The organism is Vibrio kasasachensis (assembly GCF_050337565.1).
Classification (GTDB): Bacteria; Pseudomonadota; Gammaproteobacteria; order Enterobacterales; family Vibrionaceae; genus Vibrio; species Vibrio kasasachensis.
In genome coordinates this window covers 212,233-229,783 of the sequence record NZ_JAKJTB010000009.1, presented here as the reverse complement: position 1 = coordinate 229,783, position 17,551 = coordinate 212,233, and the positions used below count along the sequence as shown (strand labels likewise).

Here is a 17,551-nt window from a genome sequence, read left to right as displayed (position 1 = left end):
TTCTGTTGCGTCTCATTAACGAGACGAGCTTGCTTCATATTTGCGTATAGGAGGCAGGGGCATACTTAACTAAGTGTTTTAATCAATTGTTTAAGGTCTATATCCGAATCGTAGTCAATATTATCAAACGAGAACCCGTTCATTTTCATAAATTCTCGTTTCAAACCTTCATAATCGCCAAGCTGAGAAAAATTCGTTGCATTCATAGACTCAACTAACTGTCTAACTTGAGTCTGTGTATTTGAATCTAACTCAAGTTCATCGATTCTAATCAACCTCTCTCCGTCTACGGGAACTTTGTCAACGCCATATAACTTAGTTGAAAACAGGCGTTGCATCTGTTCAATGCATCCTTCATGAGTGCCTTGCTGTTTCATTACTTGGTATAGCGCCATTAAATAAGGTGTTAGGCCGGGAATAAACACACTTGCTTTAGTGACAAGTGCTTTGCAAACACTTGCGTAGGCACCACCATTAAAATTAACCAGTTTTAAGTTGAGAGAATGGCTGGTTTGATGTAAGTCGACTTTCGCTCGTCCTAATGTGCCATCAAGATAGATAGGGTGGGTTAATTCAGGACCGATGTAAGAAAAAGCAACAGTTTGGCACCCTTGTGCAATCGATTCCGAATTGATCAGAGCATCGATCCACGCCTCCCAGTCATCACCTCCCATCACTTTCAAAGTTTCATCAATTTCGGTCTGGTTTGCCGCTTCAAGTACGCTTTCATTCCATGAGTCATCTTCTAATGAGATTGAAGCACCAGTGACTGCTTCATCAATCGGTTTGATTGTTGAACGCCATTGCCCACCAGTTTGATAATTAGGACGAACGCCGCTTGCTACGCTATAGATGATGAGATCAACCTCACCTTCAAAATAGGTTTCGATAGCTTCTATGACATCTTTCTTTGTTTGTGGGGAAAAGGCGTCAGCGTGAATGTTGATGGCAAGGCGATTGGCTGTTTCTGCGTATTTTTTGAAATACAGATCGTTGTAAAAACCAGCGCTTCCAACGCCTTTATCAGAAGGTCCGCGTTCAAATGAAACGCCGATAGTGTCGGCATTAGAACCACCAAAAGTTAGAGCAATGCGAGCAGCAAGACCAAAGCCTGACGAAGCACCAACAATAAGAACGCGCTTAGGACCTTGTTTGATTTGACTGGCTTTTTTTACGTAATCAATTTGTTCAAGGATTGCTTTTTCACAGCCCAATGGATGGGCACTCCGAGCAACCACACCCGATATTTCTGGTTTAATTATCATTGTTGTCTCCAAAACCAACAGGTCTAAAGAACAACGGTAACGTAAAGCTTGGTAAATTTTATTGAGCTATGGCAATTAGAGGTGATTTATTAACTGCTTAGAAACAAATTCTGCGATCCACGGTTGCGCGTCTGGTTTTGGGTGCAAGCCATCTTCCATCATCCACTGAGGGTGATCAAGTAAGATGGGTTCTAGTAAAAATGGCAATAATGGAATTTGATGCAGGTCGGCAACTTTTGGATACAAGGCCGAAAATGCTTGGGTATAACGCTTACCATAATTTGGTAATACGTGAATTTGCATTAATACCGGTGCCGCATTCGCCGCTTTAATGTGGGAAATGATTGAAGAAAGATTGCTTTCAATGGTACGCGGTGAAAAACCACGTAAACCGTCATTGGCACCAAGTTCAATTAACACGTAGTCTGGGTTATGGTCGGTGAGGAGTTTTGGTAATCGAGCTAAGCTATTTCCCGTAGTATCTCCGGAAATACTGCCATTAATCACATTTATCGGCTTACCTTTTTCTGCCATCATATTTGGTAATAAACTAGGCCAAGCTTTTTCGAGAGGCATTTGATAGCCTGCACTTAAGCTATCACCCAGGACGAGTAGTGTTGTTGCTCCCACGGGATTAATAACAATACAGGCAAGAAGTAAGGAAAGAAGTCGTAACATGCAAACATCCGTAATTAAGGCAACGTCTCTACAGAAGACAGTTTCCACTAATCAAGAAGATTTAACAATCTTAAAAAATGTAGACCTTGAGATTCACTCTGGTGAAACCGTGGCGATTGTAGGCACTTCTGGCGCGGGTAAATCGACTTTGATGACCCTTCTTGCTGGGCTTGATACTCCGAGCAAGGGCGATGTTGAACTCCTTGGACACGTTTTATCGCAACTCGACGACGAGGCAAGAGCAGCGATACGCAGCGAATCGGTTGGATTCGTGTTTCAAAGCTTCCTACTCATACCTAGTTTATCCGCGTTGGACAACGTGACTCTGCCATGTTTATTGAAAGGTGAGGCAGAGAACAAACAACGAGCGAGTGACTTACTTGAGTCGGTAGGTTTAGGGCATCGAATGCATCATTCACCAGCGCAATTGTCTGGCGGAGAACAGCAGCGTGTAGCTTTGGCCCGTGCTTTTATGATTGAACCTAAAATCCTGTTTGCCGATGAACCTACCGGTAATTTGGATCAGAAAACGGCGACTAAAGTGATTGATTTGCTGTTTGAACTTAATCAAAAGCATGGTACAACGCTCGTCCTTGTTACTCATGACATGTCATTAGCTGCGAAATGTGATCGAACTTTGACCATTCAAGCTGGGCTGTTGGAGGCGGAGTAATGCAGAAAATTAGCCACTCCAAATTGAATAAGTATCTATATAATTGGAGTATTAGTGAAATAAAGCACGGTCAACTATGGCCTGTTTCTATCGCGCTTACGCTGATAATCGCGTCAATTTTTGCGCTTACGGCTCTAACAGAGCGTATGGAGCAGGTGATCGTCAAACAAGGTAAGGAAGCTCTTACTGCCGACAGTCTCTATTCCTCTTCGAACCCATTCCCACAAAAGCTCATTGCACAAGTCGATTCGCAAGAGCTGGAGAGCTCTAGTTTAGTTCGTTTTGCCACGATGGCGTTTAGTGATACAGAAATGAAGCTGGTGACGGTTAAAGCTGTAGAAAGTAACTATCCATTGCAAGGTGAGCTAAAATTGAGCCGATCTAAGCAACTTAGCAATGAAGTTCTACCTTCACAGCTATGGTTAGACGAACGACTATTCGCTCAATTAAATGTGGTTGAAGGTGACATTGTCACTGTTGGTGATGCCGATTTCACAGTAACAGGGCGAGTCGTAGAAGAGCCAGGGCTTAGTTTCAACCCTTTTCAACAGATGCCTTCAGCGTATATACACCAAGCCGATCTCAATAAAACGGGTGCAATACAACTTGGTAGCCGTGTCCGCTACAATTTATACCTAAACGGTAACGCACAACAAATTGAAAAGGTTAAGGAAGGGATAGAGTTGACGCCAAGTGATTCCTGGCGCGATCAAAATAGTGCAAGTCGAACGAATGACATGTTTCAGCGGACACAACAATATTTATCTCTGACCGTTGCGATTGTTGTGATTATGGCGGCAACAACACTGGTTCTTACTTGTCAGCATTATGTCTCGACCAGACAGAAAACCATCGCAATGCTTAAAAGTCTCGGGGCAAGAAAGGGATGGTTAATTCGCTGGTTAACCATTCAAATTGTGATTTTATTGGTATGGGCATCAGTTATTGGTTCGTTATTGGGCGTTGGTTTGGAGTATCTTTTGCGTATTCCTTTAGCGGACTTATTGCCTACACCATTACCAAATTATGGTTTTGCGCCTGTGTTTACCTCTATAGCTACGAGCGTGCTGATTGCGATCCCTGCATTAGGTATTCCATTTATACATTTACTTCGCATTAACGCTGTTAATGTTATGCAGCCACAAGTAACCAAAATAAATAAATGGTCTTACGCACTGGTGTTGTTCCCTGTGGTTCCAATGCTAATTGTGTATAGCAGCAATTTGTTGGTATGGCTGGTTATTGGTGGCATGCTAACTTTATTTGTTGTGTTAGGTTTATTCAGCCTTATTGCTACACGTTTACTTGCCAAGCTTCCATTAAACACTGAGTTCAAATTGGCGTTGAGCCGTATTAATCGCTCCTCGTTTGCCACCGGAGTCCAATTTGGTGCGTTGGCGTTATCACTGATGCTTTTGGCGGTAATGTGGCTAGTTCGAACCGATCTACTTTCTGATTGGCAACGAACGCTCCCTGATGATGCGCCTAACGCGTTTGCATTGAATATAGCGCCTTATGAAAAAGATGCTTATTTAGCTGTGCTGGATGACAATTCGATCGTTCGTTCAGAGGCCTACCCAATTATTCGAGGTCGCTTGTCAAACATAAATGGTCAAGATGCCAAACAGTACTCACAAGGTGGTAATGACAACGATTCATTGAGAAGAGAAATCAATTTTACCTTTTCTAACGGAATTCCACAGCACAACGAGTTACTTAAAGGGAGTTGGCAGCAAACAGGGGGGGTCTCAGTTGAGCAAGAAGTAGCGTCTGATTTAGGCATCGAATTGGGTGATCAACTTAGTTTTGTCATAAACAGCCAAGAAGTGTCTGCGAGAGTCGACTCTATACGTGCGGTTGAATGGCGCGATATGAAACCAAACTTTTATTTTATTTTTACTCCTGATGTTTTGTCGCAGATTCCGACGACGTATTTAGTCAGCTTCAGAGTTGATGTAGCCCATGATCAGTTACTCAATATGCTTTCAAGGCAACACCCAACTGTGAGCTTGATGGATATTCGAGTTATGGGTGCAAAAATACAAGAGTTGGTTAAACAAATTGTGTGGGCAGTGACGATGCTGGCTGGTTTAAGTGTCATCGCGGGAGCGATCCTGATATTTACTTTATTGAGATTGAGCCTTGGGCAAAGGCAAAGTGAGATACAACTTTATCGCACTTTAGGAGCGAGTAAAAAACGGGTTGTTCGAACCATTTGGGCTGAGTATGGCGTGATGGCGCTCGTGGCGGGTTTCATTGCTATAATTGGCGCTGAATTAGTAGTTGCAGCAATCATGAACTTTGGTTTTGGTCTAGAAACTCGGCTGCATTATCCACTGTGGATCTTGTTACCTTTGCTGGCTTTTTGCACACTTGGTTTAGTTGTGAACAGCCTCATGAAACGTTTGTTAGTCCCTATAAATAAAGACTTTAACTGATATTGTATACGTTAAATGAATCAGTTACCCACAGAACTTGTGGATAAAGTTAGGGATAACTTATTAGGGTGAATATAACTCAAAACGCGCTAAGCCAATAGAACCCGCGTTTTGGGCTAAGTTATTATGCACACAGAGTCGTTTTTCGGAATCTATTGAAAATGCGTCAAGCTTTTTTTCGTTTTTTTTATGAGTAAATGAAGCCTAAATTGCCTTGCAAAAAATGTGTTTTTCTTATCAGTGCAAAGGCACTAAAATGTCGTCAGAAATAATGAATTACAAACTCAAATGACTAAAGAATTTGATCAAACATCTAACCTAAAAGTAGCAGTAATTGGTGGTGGGATTGCAGGAGCAACCGCTGCCCTACATCTCGCTGAGATCGGTGTTAACGTCGATCTGATAGAAAAAAATAGCAGCTTAGTAAGTGGTCCACCAATTTGCCATTTACACGCCGGTGGGAATTTGTACCGAGAAATATCAGTAGAGCAGTGTATTGATTTACTCTCGCAGTCGATTGAATCTGTTCGATTATATCCTCACACTCTTAATCGACGACCGACGTTGATCGTTGTACCTCATAGTGATGATGGTGATCCGTTAGAGCTTGTTCCTCGCTTGAATCAAATACGTACTGTGTATCAATCATTGGTAGATAAAGATAAGGCGAACGAGGTGTTGGGTGCACCGCAAGATTATTTTAAGCTTTATAGCCGTGAAGATTTGGTCGCACTCAGGAGTCAGAAGCAAACAGCGCACCCCGTAGACTATGATGATTGGCTTGTTCCATTTGCCCAACACGTTGATCTTGAGAATATTAAGTATCCGGTTGTTGCGGTCAACGAGTTTGGTTGGAGTGTGTTTAGGATTGCAGCTTCGGCAATGCTAGTTCTAGAGCAAATGCCAAAATGCGCACTAAATATAAATACTCGCTTGTCGGATATGAATTGGGACGGTGAACAATGGCTACTTACAATGGAAGTGGACGGCAAGCGTTACCAACAAGCTTATGATTATGTCATTAATGCATGCGGATTCGAAACGGGCATTGTTGATGATTTGGCGAGCACACCTCGTAAAAGAATGGTCGAGTTTAAGGCCGCGTACGTTACAAAGTGGAATCAAAATACACAATTTTGGCCAGAAGTTATCTTCCATGGACCGCGTGGCACCGAAAACGGGATGGCACAACTAACGCCTTACACTAACTCAGTGTTTCAACTGCATGGTATGACTCAAGAAATAACATTATTTGAAGATGGTTTAGTGAGCACCAATGCTGAATCTTCGCAACCCAGATTGCCTTTGCGTTTAGCTCGAAAAATCAGTGTAGGTTGGTCAGAAGAAGTACGCGTCGATCGTAGTGAGAAAGCCATCAAGCATATGAGTCGTTTTGTACCGAGTTACGCTAATGCGCAGGAGTATGGTATTCCGCTTTATGGAGCACAGCAGATTCCCGGTCAAGATGAAACACTGCGAGCGGCGGACGTCTCGTTTGCTGCGACAAACTATGCTCGAATTGAAGTTGTTAAAGGTTCTTCAGCTTTAGAAGCGGTGCGTAAGATTAGCGCAAAATGGCAATTGTCTCATGGTTTAGGTGGTTCAATTGAACAATTACACCCAAAGGCATGCGCGCTAACTGAAGAGCAAGTAGTGGATAAAGCAAAGCAACTTGCTACGAGTCGTGGTTACCCTGTTGAACTTGCTGATGTGTACGGCTATTAATGAATCCTTAGTAACATTTAAAAAGCCAGCGATTGCTGGCTTTTTAGTGCATCGAGAAAACTGGGCTGGTACGCACTCAAAAACTTGCGCGTAAATCTTCAAGTATTTGCAACGCCTGAGGGTTATCGCCATGGACACAAATGGTATCGGCTTCAATTTGAATTACGTCCCCATCAATGGTTACCAATTTGCCATAGTTAATAATTTGTTCAACCTGATTGAGAACCGATTCAGAATCAGTCAACACTGCGCCTGCTTGAGCTCGTGGAGCAAGCATTCCATTACTCGTATAAGCTCGGTCTGCGAACGCTTCAAATAACAGTGGCACTTCATAACGATCAGCGATATCAAGAAAGGGTTGATTATCAGGATGTGCTAACATCATGAGTGGTAGAGCAAAGCATGACGCGGCGTCGGCAACGGATTCGAAAATCGAATGGTCTTCAATCATATCGTTATACAACGCGCCATGAGGCTTAATATAGTGTAACTCTGTATTGAAGCTTTCACACATCGCTTTTAACGCGCCAATCTGATAAATCAATGTATACGTAAGCTCTTCACTGTTCATTGGAATAGTACGTCGACCAAAACCTAATCTATCAGGATAGCTGGGATGTGCGCCAATTTTGACATCATGTTGAATAGCAAGCTTGACCGTATCTGCCATTGTCTTAGGGTCGGAAGCATGAAATCCGCAGGCAATGTTCGCCATATCGATCAATGGCATCACTTGGGAGTCATTACCCTTAACCCATTGCCCATAGCTTTCCCCCATATCACAATTTAAGGTGATTGTTTGTTTAATCATCACTCATTCCTTTTCCCAAGCGTATACGAGCTATATTAGATTAGTGATGTTAGCAACACTACATCATGTCGATAATTTGTGCTGGCCGCAGCCACAAATTTACCTCAGTTTTGAATGAAAAGTCTGTGATTACCGCGCCGCTTTAAACAGTAAACTTCGCTTATGCGCAAATATTGGAAGCAACCGTCTTCTAACTTGCCTAAGCTGTGTATGCTTAGAAATACCAGTAGTAAAGGACATGGGATGAAACAATGAAAAAGGGCGCTTACTGCGCCCTAAAATATAGATTGTATTGAATCCGCTCTACTTATGAATACATAGGAACCAATATCAATGTTCCGATAATAACGGTGATCAAACCACCTAGAACCGGAACAGAAGTACGTTTAACCACTTCAAAGGGACTAATTTTACCCATACCAGATGTTGCCACAATTACACCAGAAACTGGTGAAATTGTACGACCAAGGTTAGATGCTTGGAGCATTGGAATGATCAAGAACGCGGGATTTAAGCCCATTTTAGCTGCCAATGCAGGAGCTAGTTCAACAAACGCATAGAATGGCGCATTACCCGAACCAGTTGCAATTGCGGCAGCAACGGTCAAACCAGTAAGAATCAGCATTAATGCGATACCACCGGCACCAGCGCTTTCTGCAAGGTGAAGTAGGTTGTCAATCGCACCGATAGACATAAGACCTTGGGCAAAAACACCAGCCGCAACCAATAGCATTACTACGCCTTTAAACGCATCAGCCATGCCCTCGTAACAAGACTCAAGATCTTCAAGTGTTGCTTTGCCATCAAAACGTTTACTCGCGTAATCCACTAACGCTGCGACAAAAATTGAAAGCACAACTATGGTGTAGATATCAAGTTCAAGCCCAGGCAATGTACGACCGTTAAATAGGAATACGCCGAGAATTGGTAAGAACGGTAGAACTGAGTAATAAGCTGGCGCTTTTACTTCAATCTCAGACACGTCGATACGTTCCATCGGTGTATTTTCTTTTTTATCTAGATATTTGTTCCAGAAGTATGCAGCAGCAGACATGACAATAATTGCTGCAATTGAAACAGGTAGAACAGTTTGAACAGCAAATAGATCAAGCGCCATTCCAGATTTTTCAGCGGCAATCACCACATCACCAGAGGTAGGCGCCAAAATAATTGCAGCAGGTGAGGCACAAACAGCGACAGCAGCAGGTCGAGAAATACCCATTGCAGTCATCATAGGGAATAGGGTAGCCATTAATAGTACACCAAGACCAGTCGCAGAACTCACGGCTAATGACATCAAGCAGGCGACAATATAGGCGGCAACAAGCAATGCGTATGGTGACTTAATAACTGAGAGTGGTCTTGAAAACTGTTTAACAACAACATTGTTCGCACCAATATGAGTCATGTAGGCGGCAAAACCACATAGCAACATAATTTGCATACCTAGACCGCCACCGCGGTTTTGAAGCATGAACTTAACATACTCCAGTGAGTCGGTGAGCATATTGCCTGTTGACGCAATATTACCTGGAAGAACAGTGTGACCGAGGATCCCGGTAACTATAAGCAAAGATAAACCAGCAGATAGAAGGACGCCGGCAGGTTTGTATCCCTTGACAATAAAATAGCCCACTGCAATGGTGACCACTAATCCAATTAGAAGCTCCAGCATAAATAACCTCTGTAGAAAAATAAAAATATGACAAACCGTGTCAAAGTGTGAGGGGAATTTACAGAAAAATGTTTTGTAGCACGAGCAAAAGATGTACCACTCATGATCTAAAACAATAAAGTGAATTATTTATCTAAAATAGTGAGTTATGCCGTATCTAAGAGTTGTCGCAGATGATAACAAATTTAGGATAACAAGGAGGTTAGTTGGCTGGCGCCAATTCAAGCATTTCGAGTGGTTGCGGCATAGCGAGGTAGTAACCTTGATAAAGATCGACATCTAATTCGACCATTGTCTGATATTGTTTATGTGTCTCAATGCCTTCAATTACTATTTTGGCGTTAATTTGGCGCGCTAGAGATATTCCACCAAGTAACGCCTCGGTGTGACCATCCATGTAAGCTAAAAGTAAAGATCGATCAATTTTTATGATGTTCGGCCTAAGTAGTTCTACTCGTTTACGGTTTGATGCCTCCATACCGTAATCATCGATTGCTATTTTAAATCCACGGTCAGAGAGTTTTTTCATTGCTTTTTGAAGGCAGATTTCATCATGAGCATGGGATTCAACAACTTCCATCACCACCTTATCGGAGCGTAGGTCTAACGCTTTTAAGCGTTTTGAAAGTAAATTGATTCTTCTATCTTCTAAAGCGTAAAACTCACCAGATGACGGCAGGACATTTAAAAATAAATTGAGATCGCGATAACGTGAGTTGGAAAAATTTCGAATATGTATGATACGGCTCAAGCGTTCAACATTGATTTTATCTTCTAGGCTAATGTCCTTTGAATTAAAAAAATGGTCAGGGCGGACATTCTGATATTCAGCATTTGAGATACGAACAAGTGCCTCTACACCAATAGTTTGATTATTCTTGTCAAAAATCGGTTGGAAAACGCTTCTTAAATTTAGCTTTTTATACTTAGCAATATGTTGTTTCTGCTCGTTTAAAAAAACGTATTGTTGGAGCTGATTTTGACTAGACAAGAGCATGTATATTTGAGCCTCGACTGATTAGCAATTGGATAATTAAACCAATTGTGCATTAGTCATAATATTGTCGATGACATTTTTTTGTCAACGAATAAAGCCCCCCAAAATGCGCTCAACATGAGAAATATCAGTAAAATGAGTGTTGCATCTAAACTTAATGATTAGTTGGTAATTCCGATTAGTCGACTCTAAAGACTACGAAGTGACAAAACTAGTGCGAGAGCTTCAAATAGTATCTGTACCAAACAATTTAACTTAATTGAACGACCGAATAGAGTTGAACGTATTTCCTGACGAGTTGTTGGTCAGATGCTCGTTTAAGTGGATGGGTAACTTTTGTGTAGTAGGGAGAGATAGCAAAACGGTCTTCTAAACAAATTGAAAGTTGTGAGTCGCTCGTGAATAAGCTTACACCTTGTGCTCGATAGTTTTCGACGTCGTCAGGTAGGAAGCCACTCCACCAATGGATTAACTCCTTACTTTGCTTACTGCGAGAAATCCAGTGATCAGAAAGTAGTAACAACAAATCATTTGGTTGAATTGCATACTCGTACTCTGCTTGCCAATTATCAATAGTTTTAAACAATTTCTTACGGCAAGTACTTCCAGCGCTAATCAAGTGAGAGGTTAGGATCCAGACTGTTCCTGCATCAGAAGATACTCTGAAATGACTTGGTTGCTCATTTGCCGGGTATGTTTCCAGTGGAGCATACGTGCAATCATGCCCAAACTCAGTCAACGTTCGTGCTAAACGCCGTGAAAATGCGAGTGAAAGGTGATGTTCACTCATCCCTCTATTATGAATAGTCGGGTAGTGTCTTTCACACAAAGCCATACAATCAGCTTGGAACTCATTGACGCTCTGAATGAGCACATCCATTAACAAGACCTTTCTCCATACTTCCCTATGCAATCATGTTTAGAAGATTAACACGCACATCGTACAATTCGGTGACAAATTTTAGTGAACCCACTTAAAGAATTGGATTTGTGTCAGAGATTGAGGATAGGTCACATCAAACTCCTATTCAAAAATTTTGAATAAGTTCATCAAATAGCGTAGATGTTAAGCGTGTGATAATTGTTTAACAATTACTACTCAGCATTAATACGGTCTGAAACTAAGGAATTGGACGAAACCATGAAACTAGAGGTTAAGAACTACAACGTAGTCACAAGAGGTATTCACTGGTTATCAGCTTTGGTGATTATTGGCATGTTTGCCGTAGGTTTATGGATGGTTGACCTATCTTACTACAGCGAATGGTATCGAACTGCGCCACATTGGCATAAATCGGTAGGCATCTTACTCGCTTTAGTCACCGTATTTCGTGTGATTTGGAAGAATGTGACGGCGTCACCGAAGGTGGAGGGGAATGCGTTTGAGATAGTTGCATCAAAATTCGTCCATGCTCTGATGTATGTGGCACTTATAGGGCTATTTATATCGGGTTATCTCATTTCAACCGAAGATGGACGTTCGATAGAGGTATTCAACCTGTTCTCAGTCCCCGGGTTAGGGGCGTTTTTTGAAGGGCAAGCTGATATCTCTGGTGAAGTTCATTTTTATACAGCATGGGCACTAATGATTATGGCTGCGATTCATGCACTCGCAGCTATCAAACATCATGTTATTGATAAAGACAATACGCTACGCAAAATGATAGGAGCATCAAAATGAAAAAAACGTTACTTGCAGCAGGACTAACCATGGCAATGCTAATTCCCGTGGGTGCAAGCGCAGCGGACTATGTAATCGATACGAAAGGCGCTCATGCGTCAATTAATTTCAAAATTAGCCACTTAGGTTATAGCTTCATTCAAGGACGTTTTAATACATTTGGTGGTGAATTTTCATACGACCCAACTGATATTGAAGCTTCTTCAATTAGCGTAAATGTAGATACAACAAGCTTGGACTCAAACCATGCTGAGCGTGATAAGCATATTCGTAGTTCCGACTTTATCGATGCTGGTAAGTATTCCACAGCGACGTTTTCTAGCAACAAAGTCGTGGATAAGGGAGATGGTAGTTTTGATTTAATTGGTGAATTGAATCTTCATGGCGTCACCAAACCAATTACCATCAATGCTGAAGTCATCGGGCAAGGGCAAGACCCATGGGGCGGTGAGCGTGCTGGTTTCTATGGTACGACAAGATTAGAACTAGCAGATTATAATATTCAAGTTATGGGTGCTTCTAGCTATGTCGATATGGAATTACACGTCGAAGGTGTTAAGAAGTAATTTGAAAAAGAGTATTTTAACAAAAAGCGCCTATTTCTAGGCGCTTTTTTGGTGCTATGCAGTTTGTTGATGTGTCTCTAACACTTCTACAGGCTTACCGTATATAGAACGGAGTGCCTCAAGTACATCTAGTCGATTGATAACACCAACCATATGACCATTGTCCAGCACTGGTAATGAATGTGGTTTACTCACCTTAATACTCTTGGCTCTTTCCTCTAGCGACAGCATGGAAAAGCGAGTTGCGATGCCCATTGAAGTAGTTGGATAAAGTTGCTCTTTATCGATACAAAGATATTCAGCTACATCAACTAGTTTGTCATTCACATCAATAGCAACCACGTCTCGCGACATCAAGTCGACCACTTTTTGACCTTGGATTGGCATGTAGTCTTGGCACCACAGATCAACCATTACATCGTGTACAGAGAAGAACCCAACAAGACGACCTTGAACATCCGTAACAGGTGCACTGACTTCGTGATGGGCAATCAAATGGTCGATAGCTTTTGGAGTTGTCATGTCTGCAGTAAGAGTTATAGGTTGAGTGTTCATAATGTTTTTAACGATGATATTGTTGTTCATAATGTTTTCCTTAACTGACGTAATGTTAGTGGTAGTTGTTATGGTTAAAATGTTGGCTGCTTTTAGTTGAGGTCTGCGATAAATACACCAGTTAGCAAGCCCAACAAGTACAGCACCACCAACAATATTGCCGAGTGTTACTGGGATTAAGTTTGCAGTAATAAACTGCATAATATTTAGATCTGCATATTGAGCTGCTGAAGCTCCGGTCATTGACCAAAATGATTCAGGCGCAAAGTTTTGAATCACTATGCCCAGTGGCACCATAAACATGTTGGCAACACAGTGTTCAAAGCCACTTGATACAAACATTGCCACTGGCATGATGGTCATAACCGATTTTGTCATTGCATTGGTGCTACTAAATGTAAGCCAAATTGCCAAGCAAACTAGCAGGTTACAAAGCACACCCAGAGAAAACGCTTGTACTGGAGTATGGTGTAACTTGTGCTGGGCGATGTTTAATGCATTTAATCCCCATTGCCCATGGTCCATTTGGTACAAGCCCGCGGCAGATACAATGATGAGTAGAAACATTGCGCCGATAAAATTACCAAAATAAACCTTGCCCCAAATGGAAAGCATTTTGCCGAAGCTTATTTGCTTGTTCGCCCATGAAATACTGGAAAGTACGGAACTGGTAAAAAGCTCTCCACCGCATATCACGATTAAAATTAGCCCCATGCTAAATGCTAATCCTCCTGCGAAACGGCTCAGCCCCCAGCCTGACTCAGTAGCGCCTGTCGTCACAGTGATATAAAACAGAAAAGCTAATCCAATAAATGCACCTGCCATAATGGCTAAGCTCAAAGTCATTCCCGTATTCTTTTTGGCTTTACCTAATGCAAACTTTTCAGCTTCAGCCATCATTTCCATCGGTGAATAACATTGATTATTAGCGTTATTTGATGACATACGCGCTCCTAGTCATGATGTTCATAATTACCTCCTTATGGTATTTGCGAAGCTAGTACTGCATCGCCATTTCAGATTAAGTGTGAAATGAGTAGAGGTAAAATTGATAATATTGAGAAAACTCATCAGAAAATTTGATATGAGAAAATTAACCAGTAGAATGAAAACGTATGCTTATTAAACGCATACAAAAATCAGGCTATTAACGTTATAACGATAAGGAGTGTTATGCGTTACTCTCTAAAGCAGTTGGCAGTATTTGATTCAGTAGCAGACACGGGAAGTGTAAGTCTTGCTGCTGATAAGCTAGCACTAACGCAATCCGCGACGAGTATGTCGTTAGCGCAATTAGAAAAAATGCTAGGCAGACCGTTGTTTGAGCGGCAGGGTAAGCAGATGGCTTTAACCCACTGGGGAAATTGGCTTAGACCTAAAGCAAAAAGACTTTTACAAGATGCTCAGCAAATAGAAATGGGCTTTATTGAACAACATTTATTGAGCGGTGAGTTGTGTGTAGGTGCAAGTCAAACACCAGCAGAGCATCTGGTTCCTGACCTTATCAGTAGAATTGATAATGACTTTCCGGAGCTCCGCATTAAGCTTAATGTTCAAAGTACCGATGTCATTTTACAGGGACTAATCGATTACAAATATGATATTGGCATTATCGAAGGACGTTGTGATGATAATCGTTTGCATCAAGAAATTTGGTGTCGCGATCATTTAACCGTCGTAGCGTCTGCGCATCATCCATTTGCTAGATCGGGTAGAGTTACTCATTCGCAACTTGAGCAGGCGAGGTGGGTGCTTAGAGAGCATGGTTCAGGAACACGAATGATTTTCGATAGTTCGATTCATCACTTAATTGAAGATTTAGATGTATGGCGCGAATATGAACACGTTCCTGTTTTAAGAAGTATGGTCGCTAACGGTCAGTATTTAACGTGTTTGCCATACTTGGATGTTGAACGTTCCATTGAAAGTGGACTATTGGTTGCGTTGGATGTTCCCGAATTGAGTATGGAGAGAACCTTATCTTTCGTTTGGCGTGCCGACATGATTGAAAACCCGTTAGTAGAATGTATTAAACGTGAAGGTATGCGGATGATGAAAGGTAAATCCGTGTTTTAATTCCGACTAACCATTAACATTGCTATGCCCAAGTATTTAATCACTTGGGCTTTTTTATGTACTAAATCTGTTGTTGTAACGATTGCGTAAGCAAAGTCATGTAACTAATAGTAGTTGCGACATACAAACCGTGACCTAAATCATGAATTTATGCCCAGCAGTCATTATAGTGTTCCGCTCACACTAGAATCTTCAGAGAACCATTATGAGCGCACTGGTAGCTATTTCACTCACCACAGCATTATTATCAGCAGTCTGGGGCTGGGTCGCAATTAGCCTTGGCTTGTTAGCATGGGCAGGATTTCTAGGTTGCACTAGCTACTTCGCAGCGCCATATGAAGGTGCGAAAGGATTATTGATAAGCCTTATCACCAATTTAAGCGGCGTGTTTTGGGCTTTAATGATCATGAATGGTAGTGAGTATATTTCTACGGATATTTTGGCATATGCGTTAACTGGTGTGGTGACACTGTTTATGTGTTTACAGGCAAAGCAATCGTGGCTGGCTTATATTCCGGGGACATTTATTGGTTCGTGTGCCACTTTTGCAGCCAATGGTGATTGGCAAATAGTCATTCCTTCTTTATTACTGGGTGGCGTATTTGGCTACACAATGAAGCGCAGTGGACTGTGGTTACACGACAAGTTCAAAAATATTGATAAGTCGGTTGTAGCATAAGAGATAACTAATATTTGCCGACCATTCAATCGCACTATTTATACCCAAGCAACCTCAAGATGCTTGGGTATAATGCTTTAAGTATTCCCGTTTGCCATTGTCACTACGCGCTTAAGTGTCCAACGTAGTAATAAAGGAATGCACTCAAGCCCTCTATCTTCACAATGGGAAACGATCGCAAGCGCTAAATCGGGTTTTGCATACTTTTTAAGTACTCGATTAACTACTTTTTTTGCCGGAATAGGGTGATCGAGCGGTATCTTAAGCATATCTCGAAAAAACATTTCAAAGCCGTTGTTATATAGATAGTGTTCGATGTCCTTATCCGGTAGCTCAGTCAATCGATGTCTTTCTTGATCATGTCCTAACCGCGCTCTTACGGTGGCTGCATATTTTTTGCCTGCAGGGTCTCCATCCGTAACAACATGCCAATCAATACCAAATGCTTTGGCAACCTTTAGTAGTGATTTCAAACCCGATTGAGCAAATTCAATGATCTGTACGCCTTCTGCGGCTAGGTTATAGCCACATTGATTGGCCAATTCATTGAACAGCCAAACTTCGGTTTCACCTTCAACCAGTAACCAGCATCGAGCAAACAAAGCGCCAGAACGATGAAAGCGAAGATGAAAACCGACTCTTCTCAATTCATCATGTGATAGACCTTGAGTCGCCAAACTGGTGCAAATTGTCTTATCTGACTGGCGTACCAAACGTCGAATACAATGAATAGGCAACTGTGCAAGAAGATCTCCACTGTTGGTGGTTAGGATCTTTTGCATAGGTAATAATTGCAATAAACCCCATGCACGAGCTAGTTGAGTTGGGTGTAATCGACCTTCGGGATCTTCAATGATCAATATTGGACGAGCCCCTTTGCGTAGACGATTTGGTCCCTTGGCCTGAAGATAAGCATTAAGCAAACCTAGCAACAGTAACCTAGTCTGTTTGCTATTCGATTTGTCGACATATTCATTTATCGAGAGTGAATCAGATCTTCTTGAGTAGAAGATACCGTCACGGGGTGTTTTATGGAGGATTCTAGTATTAGATTTAAACGAAAAATAATGCTCCACCAGCATTCCCATCGACTTTAGGCTACTACGCATTTCCCCTTTATTTACATGACCAGGAATAGCCATAAGGCGACGGCAGGTATTGTTGATTCTTTTTTCAATCCTTTCATTAAAACTTCCATTTGACTCAATCGGTCTATCAAAACGGCGTGAATCTTTTAATCTAATTACGGGATGTAATGACATCAATTCTTGGGCTATTTTTTCAGTATGATGCAAAGCAAGTGGGTCGCCTTCAATGTTGAGAAAATCGTAATGTGTTTGAATATCATATTGAACGCGGCTTGCACTAATTCGGTAATAGATCCGATGAACGTTTTCACTGTCTGTTACCCATACCGGTTTGATTTTTCGGTAGCGCCGAGATTTAACTTCACGCGTGTCATTCGCTACTAAGCTGAGGACGATTTGTAAGTCCTGGCTTTGAGAGTGAGACATGGCGTAATCAACATGGAAATCAGTCATTTCAAATTGGTACGGTACACCATCAGGTGGTAATGCCACTGACAAGGTATCAAGCAATGATGACTTACCCCAAGTATTCTCGCCAATCAACGCCGTCAACTGTTCAAAGGAAATAGAGAGTCGCTTTATACCCCTGAACCCGGCAATTTCAATTCGCTCTAACAGCATAGATTTAACCTTAGTTAAGAGTT

At 41.8% G+C, this 17,551-nt stretch carries 15 protein-coding genes; 7 read left to right on the top strand and 8 right to left on the bottom strand.

Going from position 1 to position 17,551, the window contains the following annotated elements; genetic code table 11:
• Positions 1-65: 65 nt before the first annotated feature.
• Together fabV and L4C38_RS03885 are read right to left on the bottom strand one after the other, a co-directional pair.
• Positions 66-1,265, bottom strand: coding sequence for an enoyl-ACP reductase FabV (gene fabV, locus L4C38_RS03890; protein WP_428796220.1), 1,200 nt, complete (start codon positions 1,263-1,265; stop codon positions 66-68).
• A 75-nt stretch (positions 1,266-1,340) separates the two neighbouring features.
• Positions 1,341-1,943: a GDSL-type esterase/lipase family protein gene (locus tag L4C38_RS03885; protein ID WP_428796219.1), complete on the bottom strand. Its 603-nt coding sequence runs from the start codon at positions 1,941-1,943 to the stop codon at positions 1,341-1,343.
• Between L4C38_RS03885 and L4C38_RS03880 the strand changes: the two genes are divergently transcribed.
• The 3 genes from L4C38_RS03880 (at position 1,942) to L4C38_RS03870 (ending at position 6,779) form a co-directional block, all read left to right on the top strand.
• Complete coding sequence (locus L4C38_RS03880; protein ID WP_428796218.1) at positions 1,942-2,616, top strand: ABC transporter ATP-binding protein; 675 nt, start codon at positions 1,942-1,944, stop codon at positions 2,614-2,616. The two genes, L4C38_RS03885 and L4C38_RS03880, sit on opposite strands and share 2 nt — an antisense overlap.
• Positions 2,616-5,054 carry an ABC transporter permease gene (locus L4C38_RS03875; RefSeq protein ID WP_428796217.1) on the top strand — a complete coding sequence of 813 codons (2,439 nt, stop codon included), beginning with the start codon at positions 2,616-2,618 and terminating at the stop codon, positions 5,052-5,054. Before L4C38_RS03880 ends, L4C38_RS03875 begins: the two co-directional genes overlap by 1 nt.
• A gap of 288 nt (positions 5,055-5,342) precedes the next feature.
• Positions 5,343-6,779: an FAD-dependent oxidoreductase gene (locus tag L4C38_RS03870; RefSeq protein ID WP_428796216.1), complete on the top strand. Its 1,437-nt coding sequence runs from the start codon at positions 5,343-5,345 to the stop codon at positions 6,777-6,779.
• A 76-nt stretch (positions 6,780-6,855) separates the two neighbouring features.
• Here the strand turns inward: L4C38_RS03870 and L4C38_RS03865 are convergent, their stop codons facing one another.
• From L4C38_RS03865 to L4C38_RS03850, 4 genes are all read right to left on the bottom strand, one after another.
• Positions 6,856-7,590, bottom strand: a complete 735-nt coding sequence (locus tag L4C38_RS03865; RefSeq protein WP_428796215.1) for a 5-oxoprolinase subunit PxpA — start codon at positions 7,588-7,590, stop codon at positions 6,856-6,858.
• 307 nt (positions 7,591-7,897) lie between these two features.
• Positions 7,898-9,265, bottom strand: a complete 1,368-nt coding sequence (dcuC, locus tag L4C38_RS03860) for an anaerobic C4-dicarboxylate transporter DcuC (protein ID WP_428796214.1) — start codon at positions 9,263-9,265, stop codon at positions 7,898-7,900.
• A gap of 202 nt (positions 9,266-9,467) precedes the next feature.
• The gene (locus L4C38_RS03855; RefSeq protein WP_428796213.1) at positions 9,468-10,262 is read right to left on the bottom strand and encodes an EAL domain-containing protein; all 795 of its coding nucleotides are present in this window, start codon (positions 10,260-10,262) and stop codon (positions 9,468-9,470) included.
• Positions 10,263-10,512: 250 nt separating this feature from the next.
• A complete protein-coding gene (locus L4C38_RS03850) occupies positions 10,513-11,148 on the bottom strand; it encodes a hypothetical protein (RefSeq protein ID WP_428796212.1) in 636 nt (211 codons plus the stop codon).
• 255 nt (positions 11,149-11,403) lie between these two features.
• Here L4C38_RS03850 and L4C38_RS03845 point away from each other — a divergent pair, with 255 nt between their 5' ends.
• Both L4C38_RS03845 and L4C38_RS03840 read left to right on the top strand, forming a co-directional pair.
• Entirely contained in the window at positions 11,404-11,943 is a 540-nt protein-coding gene (locus L4C38_RS03845) for a cytochrome b (RefSeq protein WP_428796211.1), read from the top strand.
• Positions 11,940-12,509 carry a YceI family protein gene (locus tag L4C38_RS03840; protein ID WP_428796210.1) on the top strand — a complete coding sequence of 190 codons (570 nt, stop codon included), beginning with the start codon at positions 11,940-11,942 and terminating at the stop codon, positions 12,507-12,509. Before L4C38_RS03845 ends, L4C38_RS03840 begins: the two co-directional genes overlap by 4 nt.
• A gap of 54 nt (positions 12,510-12,563) precedes the next feature.
• Here L4C38_RS03840 and focA read toward each other — a convergent pair whose 3' ends face one another.
• Positions 12,564-14,009, bottom strand: a complete 1,446-nt coding sequence (gene focA / locus L4C38_RS03835) for a formate transporter FocA (RefSeq protein WP_428796209.1) — start codon at positions 14,007-14,009, stop codon at positions 12,564-12,566.
• A gap of 228 nt (positions 14,010-14,237) precedes the next feature.
• Here focA and L4C38_RS03830 point away from each other — a divergent pair, with 228 nt between their 5' ends.
• Complete coding sequence (locus tag L4C38_RS03830) at positions 14,238-15,140, top strand: LysR substrate-binding domain-containing protein (RefSeq protein ID WP_428796208.1); 903 nt, start codon at positions 14,238-14,240, stop codon at positions 15,138-15,140.
• 205 nt (positions 15,141-15,345) lie between these two features.
• Complete coding sequence (locus L4C38_RS03825) at positions 15,346-15,819, top strand: DUF1097 domain-containing protein (RefSeq protein WP_428796207.1); 474 nt, start codon at positions 15,346-15,348, stop codon at positions 15,817-15,819.
• A gap of 77 nt (positions 15,820-15,896) precedes the next feature.
• On the opposite strand, the gene L4C38_RS03820 is transcribed toward L4C38_RS03825, so the two are convergent.
• Positions 15,897-17,528: an ATP-dependent endonuclease gene (locus tag L4C38_RS03820; RefSeq protein ID WP_428796206.1), complete on the bottom strand. Its 1,632-nt coding sequence runs from the start codon at positions 17,526-17,528 to the stop codon at positions 15,897-15,899.
• Positions 17,529-17,551: the final 23 nt, after the last annotated feature.

What these genes read in the sequence shown, in the direction of transcription:
- L4C38_RS03845 (WP_428796211.1), top strand. Translation starts at nt 11,404, where the DNA reads ATGAAACTAGAGGTTAAGAACTACAACGTAGTCACAAGAGGTATTCAC.
- focA (WP_428796209.1), bottom strand. Translation starts at nt 14,009, where the DNA reads ATGTCATCAAATAACGCTAATAATCAATGTTATTCACCGATGGAAATG.
- L4C38_RS03885 (WP_428796219.1), bottom strand. Translation starts at nt 1,943, where the DNA reads ATGTTACGACTTCTTTCCTTACTTCTTGCCTGTATTGTTATTAATCCC.
- L4C38_RS03865 (WP_428796215.1), bottom strand. Translation starts at nt 7,590, where the DNA reads ATGATTAAACAAACAATCACCTTAAATTGTGATATGGGGGAAAGCTAT.
- L4C38_RS03825 (WP_428796207.1), top strand. Translation starts at nt 15,346, where the DNA reads ATGAGCGCACTGGTAGCTATTTCACTCACCACAGCATTATTATCAGCA.
- L4C38_RS03875 (WP_428796217.1), top strand. Translation starts at nt 2,616, where the DNA reads ATGCAGAAAATTAGCCACTCCAAATTGAATAAGTATCTATATAATTGG.
- L4C38_RS03855 (WP_428796213.1), bottom strand. Translation starts at nt 10,262, where the DNA reads ATGCTCTTGTCTAGTCAAAATCAGCTCCAACAATACGTTTTTTTAAAC.
- L4C38_RS03880 (WP_428796218.1), top strand. Translation starts at nt 1,942, where the DNA reads ATGCAAACATCCGTAATTAAGGCAACGTCTCTACAGAAGACAGTTTCC.
- fabV (WP_428796220.1), bottom strand. Translation starts at nt 1,265, where the DNA reads ATGATAATTAAACCAGAAATATCGGGTGTGGTTGCTCGGAGTGCCCAT.
- L4C38_RS03840 (WP_428796210.1), top strand. Translation starts at nt 11,940, where the DNA reads ATGAAAAAAACGTTACTTGCAGCAGGACTAACCATGGCAATGCTAATT.
- L4C38_RS03820 (WP_428796206.1), bottom strand. Translation starts at nt 17,528, where the DNA reads ATGCTGTTAGAGCGAATTGAAATTGCCGGGTTCAGGGGTATAAAGCGA.
- dcuC (WP_428796214.1), bottom strand. Translation starts at nt 9,265, where the DNA reads ATGCTGGAGCTTCTAATTGGATTAGTGGTCACCATTGCAGTGGGCTAT.
- L4C38_RS03870 (WP_428796216.1), top strand. Translation starts at nt 5,343, where the DNA reads ATGACTAAAGAATTTGATCAAACATCTAACCTAAAAGTAGCAGTAATT.
- L4C38_RS03830 (WP_428796208.1), top strand. Translation starts at nt 14,238, where the DNA reads ATGCGTTACTCTCTAAAGCAGTTGGCAGTATTTGATTCAGTAGCAGAC.